The organism is Albidovulum sp. (assembly GCF_049646345.1).
Classification (GTDB): Bacteria; Pseudomonadota; Alphaproteobacteria; order Rhodobacterales; family Rhodobacteraceae; genus Albidovulum.
The window spans coordinates 1-4,658 of the sequence record NZ_JBARVQ010000608.1; the positions used below are offsets into that span (position 1 = coordinate 1).

The window sequence follows — 4,658 nt, forward strand, 5'->3', positions numbered from 1 at the left end:
GGATGAAACCATCAATGCGACCTTCGCCAGCGCCACTGGCTGGTTTGTCAGCTTCATCTTCTCTCCCTTCCCAGGGACTTCCTTCCCATGGATCGTGGCCTGGCTGGTCGTCGCGGCCTCGGTCTTCACGCTCTACTTCGGCTTCATCCAGTTCCGGGTGATCAAACATTCCATCGCGCTGGTAAAAGGCGACTATTCCGACCCCAATGATGCGGGTGAGGTCAGTCACTTCCAGGCGCTTGCCACTGCACTGTCGGGGACTGTCGGCCTTGGCAATATCGCAGGTGTCGCGGTTGCCATCGGCATCGGCGGACCGGGGGCCACGTTCTGGATGATCCTCGCAGGTCTTCTGGGGATGGCGTCGAAATTCACCGAATGTACACTGGGTGTTAAATACCGGAACGAATATCCCGACGGCACCGTCTCGGGCGGCCCGATGTATTACATCACCAAGGGCTTTGCCGAACGCGGTGTGCCCGGGGGCAAGTTCCTGGCAGCCCTCTTCGCGGTGTTCTGTATTCTCGGTGCGTTCGGCGGCGGCAACATGTTCCAGGCCAATCAGGCGCATCAGCAGCTTTCGGGCGTGCTGGGCGACTATCCGGGCTGGATCACCGGCGTTGTCTTCGCGATCATCGTCTTCATCGTCTTCATCGTCATTGTCGGCGGCATCAAGTCGATCGCGCAGGTGACAGAAAAGGTCGTGCCGATCATGGCGATCCTTTACTGTGGCACGGCGCTGGTCATTATCCTGATGAATATCGGCAATATCGGCTGGGCCTTCGGCCAGATCTTCGCCGGTGCCTTCACCGGTCTTGGCATCGCCGGCGGTGCAGTTGGTGCGCTCATTCAGGGCTTCAAACGGGCGGCCTTCTCGAACGAGGCGGGCGTCGGCTCGGCGGCCATCGCCCACTCGGCGGTGCGGACGAAAGAGCCGATCACCGAAGGCTTCGTGTCTCTCCTCGAACCCTTCATCGACACCGTCGTGATCTGCACCATGACCGCTCTGGTGATCATCTTCACCCAGCAGCTTGTGATCGATCCGGAAACCGGCCTCTATGTTATGGACGAAGCCACCGGGCGCATCGCCACAGTCGGAGGCACTTCGGGCGTCGGCCTGACTTCAGCGGCCTTCGGTTCCACCTTCGCGTTCTTCCCCTATATCCTTGTCGTGGCGGTCGTGCTCTTCGCCTTCTCTACAATGATCTCATGGTCCTACTACGGCCTCAAAGCCTGGACCTACCTCTTCGGCGAAGGCAAGATGCAGGAACTGATCTTCAAGCTTCTCTTCTGCTTCTTCGTCATCGTCGGCGCGGCGGCGAGCCTTGGCCCAGTCATCGACTTCTCGGATGCCGCGATCTTCGCCATGGCGGTCGTGAACATCATCGGGCTCTATGTCCTGATGCCGATCGTGAAGCGCGAGGTCGAGAGCTATCTGAGCCGGTTGAAGTCGGGCGAGATCAAGAAGTTCGTCTGACCAGACACCTATAGGAAACATCAAAGCCGGGCGGCCTCCGCCCGGCTTTTTCATGCGCTCAAGTCATTGAAAATTTATAGCATTTATTTTGATTGAAGAATCAATTAAAATTAAACCAGCCTGATAAACGTCACACAGGACAGGCCCCGGGGGCGGGTGCATCCAGCACAAACAGTGCTCCGACTGTCCGGAATTGAAGGAGAGAAACGGACGACCCGAGCCCCCGCAGGCGCCACGTCGGCGCGCTTGCCATAGCTTTGTCTATCACCGCGATCACTGTGCCGGTGGCCTTCGCCCAGGAAGCCTGCACCACTCATACGGTAAAGGATGGCGATACACTCGGCGGCATTGCCAATACTGCCTATGGCAGCCTCGACTATCAGAACATCTTTAACGCAAACCGCGACGTGCTCGGTGCCAACCCGAACGCGCATCTCGACACGCTGCTGACGAGAAGTGGTGCTGAAAGGCGAGGCCGACATCACCGGGATGGAAACAGAATCCGCCGTCGGCGCGATCCGGGAACTGGAGGCCGAGACGAAGCTGGTTCAGAACCCCGAACTCAGCCACATCATGTCGCAGCACTTCATCTCGCACAAAAACAATCCGCAAAGCCCGCTCGTCACCACCCTGCTGAACAAGGGCATTACCGAGATGCGGCGGTCGGGCGAATGGTACGACATCGTTTCTTCAGCGCTGGCCAAGTTTAACGGCCTGCTGCCGTCGGGGTAACTGCCACCACGATCCCGACACCGGACGGCGCGACAACCCTCGTTGTCGCGCCGTTTTCTTGTGCGCCCTCCCACTCACCCCGCAATGGCTATTGGCGCATCCGTGACGGGGCACTACGTTAAGGGGAACGCGTCACACCATCCGGCGATGGCGACCTAACGCGCGGCGATCGGAGGCGTAGGTGAGTAACGAGATTATCGGCAACGCGGCGGACTTGTCAGAGCGACTGCAAAAGGCCGAGGACGGAGAGACCATCCTGATCTCAGGTCAGTTCGGTACGGTCTCGATCAAGGGGCTCCGAATGAAACGCGGCGTGACGGTGGCCTCTGCGAAGCCGGGCAGTGCCCATTTCGAACGGATCGAAATCCGCTCCTGCGCCAACATCACGTTGTCGGGTCTTTCCTGCTGGCCCTTGTCACCGGTCACCAAAAGCAAGGCAAAGCAATACCTGATCACCGCCGACAGCAAATCCGAGAATATCGAAGTCACCAATTCCCTCTTCCGTGGACGGGCAGACAGCGATGACCACACCCACTGGAGCAAGGATGACTGGCAAGCGGCTAAAATCGGCGCCGTGTTTCTTCAGGGGCCACGCGGTATCATCCGCAACAATGCCGCCATCGGTGTCAACTTTGGCTTCAACGTCATCGGACACAGCTCTGAGATCTTCGAGAACACTGTCTTTGGCTTTTCGGGGGACGGGCTCAGGGTGGCCGCCGACAACTGCGTCGTGATCGGAAACCGGGTATCGGACGCGGTGGGCATCGACAAAAACCACCCCGACGGGTTTCAGGCGTTCAAGCGCAAGGGCACTCTGAGCGGACTTGTGGTCAAGGACAATACGATCCTCGAATGGACAATACGGCCCGACAATCCGCTGCGCACCCGCCTGCAAGGGCTGAGCCTGCATGACGGACCTTACGAAAATGTCGTCGTCCGCGACAACTCAGTCTCATGTTCAAGTCCGAACGGAATCCGTCTGACACGCGTGATAAATCTGGACGTTACCGGAAACCGGGTGCGCCATGCCGACGGAAAACGCGGCAACGCCCCCAGGCTCATTGTCGCGAACTGCTCGGGCCGGATCGTGGTCGAGGACAATCAGGCCGAGAAGTTCGTGCTGCCGAAAACCGTTGCGGGCCGACGGAACGCCGAACCCAACTACACACAGCCATACTGACGCGTTGCGCCAAGGGGCGAGCGACGGTTTGCGGTGTGGAGGTTGGAGCGGGCGGCGGGAATCGAACCCGCGTCATCAGCTTGGAAGGCTGAGGTCTTACCATTACACAACGCCCGCATGGCGCAGGAAGGACGTAAGTCATCGGATTTTGAACGTCAAGCCGCCTGCTTGAAACAAAATCGCGAACCGGGATCGGAACGACGGCATCCCGCCAGGCTGGCGGCCGCACCGAAAGACGTGTCTTTTGACCCTCGTTGCGGTAGCTGCGTCGGATTCACGCGGCCTCTAACAGCCTCTTTCAAGCCCTCCCCACGATAGGCTATATGCCGGTGATGACTCAGAACCCACCCAGCCTCCGCCCCGACCTTGCACCGAAGCCTGTCTTCGACACTGCCGCCCGCCCCGGCCAGCCCCGGATAGGCATGGTATCGCTTGGCTGCCCGAAAGCGCTGGTGGACAGTGAGCGTATCCTGACCCGCCTGCGGGCCGAGGGATACGCGATCAGCCCCGATTATGACGGCGCGGATGCGGTCATCGTCAACACTTGCGGGTTTCTCGATTCAGCCAAGGCCGAAAGCCTTGAGGCGATTGGCGAGGCTTTGACCGAGAACGGTCGGGTGATCGTCACGGGCTGCCTTGGGGCAGAGCCTGACTATATCACCGGCGCGCATCCTTCGGTTCTGGCCGTGACCGGCCCGCATCAATACGAACAGGTGCTGGATGCGGTCCACAAGGCCGTGCCGCCCAGCCCCGATCCGTTCGTCGACCTGCTACCTGCGGCGGGTGTCAAACTGACGCCCCGGCACTACAGCTACCTCAAGGTCGCCGAGGGCTGTAACCACAAATGCCGCTTCTGCATCATCCCCGACATGCGCGGACGGCTTGCCTCGCGCCCGGCCCATGCCGTGATCCGCGAGGCCGAGAAGCTGGTGGAGGCCGGGGTGCGCGAACTTCTGGTCATTTCACAGGACACATCGGCCTATGGGCTTGACCTGAAGCACGCCGAAAAGAATGGCCACCGCGCCCATATCACCGATCTCGCCCGCGATCTGGGATCGCTCGGGGCCTGGGTCCGGCTGCATTATATCTATCCCTACCCCCATGTGCGTGACCTGATCCCGCTGATGGCCGAGGGGCTGATCCTGCCCTATCTCGACGTGCCCTTTCAGCACGCCCATCCCGAAACTCTGAAACGCATGGCGCGGCCTGCGGCCGCCGCTAAGACGCTGGATGAGATCGCGGCCTGGCGACGGATCTGCCCCGAAATCACCC

At 60.2% G+C, this 4,658-nt stretch carries 4 protein-coding genes and 1 tRNA gene; 4 read left to right on the forward strand and 1 reads right to left on the reverse strand.

All coding sequences use genetic code 11. The features are described 5' to 3' along the window. The 3 genes from WBB85_RS15860 to WBB85_RS15870 form a co-directional block, all read left to right on the forward strand. Positions 1 to 1,474: alanine/glycine:cation symporter family protein (locus WBB85_RS15860; protein WP_432639570.1), on the forward strand; the 1,474-nt coding region annotated here is incomplete at its 5' end. A gap of 459 nt (positions 1,475 to 1,933) precedes the next feature. Continuing rightward, positions 1,934 to 2,206 carry a hypothetical protein gene (locus tag WBB85_RS15865; RefSeq protein WP_432639571.1) on the forward strand — a complete coding sequence of 91 codons (273 nt, stop codon included), beginning with the start codon at positions 1,934 to 1,936 and terminating at the stop codon, positions 2,204 to 2,206. Positions 2,207 to 2,387: 181 nt separating this feature from the next. Beyond that, on the forward strand, positions 2,388 to 3,386 hold the full coding sequence (locus WBB85_RS15870; protein ID WP_432639572.1) for a hypothetical protein: 999 nt from the start codon (positions 2,388 to 2,390) through the stop codon (positions 3,384 to 3,386). Positions 3,387 to 3,429: 43 nt separating this feature from the next. Here WBB85_RS15870 and WBB85_RS15875 read toward each other — a convergent pair. Beyond that, a tRNA-Gly gene (locus WBB85_RS15875) sits at positions 3,430 to 3,503 on the reverse strand. Between the two features lie 215 nt (positions 3,504 to 3,718). Between WBB85_RS15875 and rimO the strand changes: the two genes are divergently transcribed. Then, the coding region (gene rimO, locus WBB85_RS15880; RefSeq protein WP_432639573.1) for a 30S ribosomal protein S12 methylthiotransferase RimO at positions 3,719 to 4,658 on the forward strand (940 nt) is incomplete at its 3' end.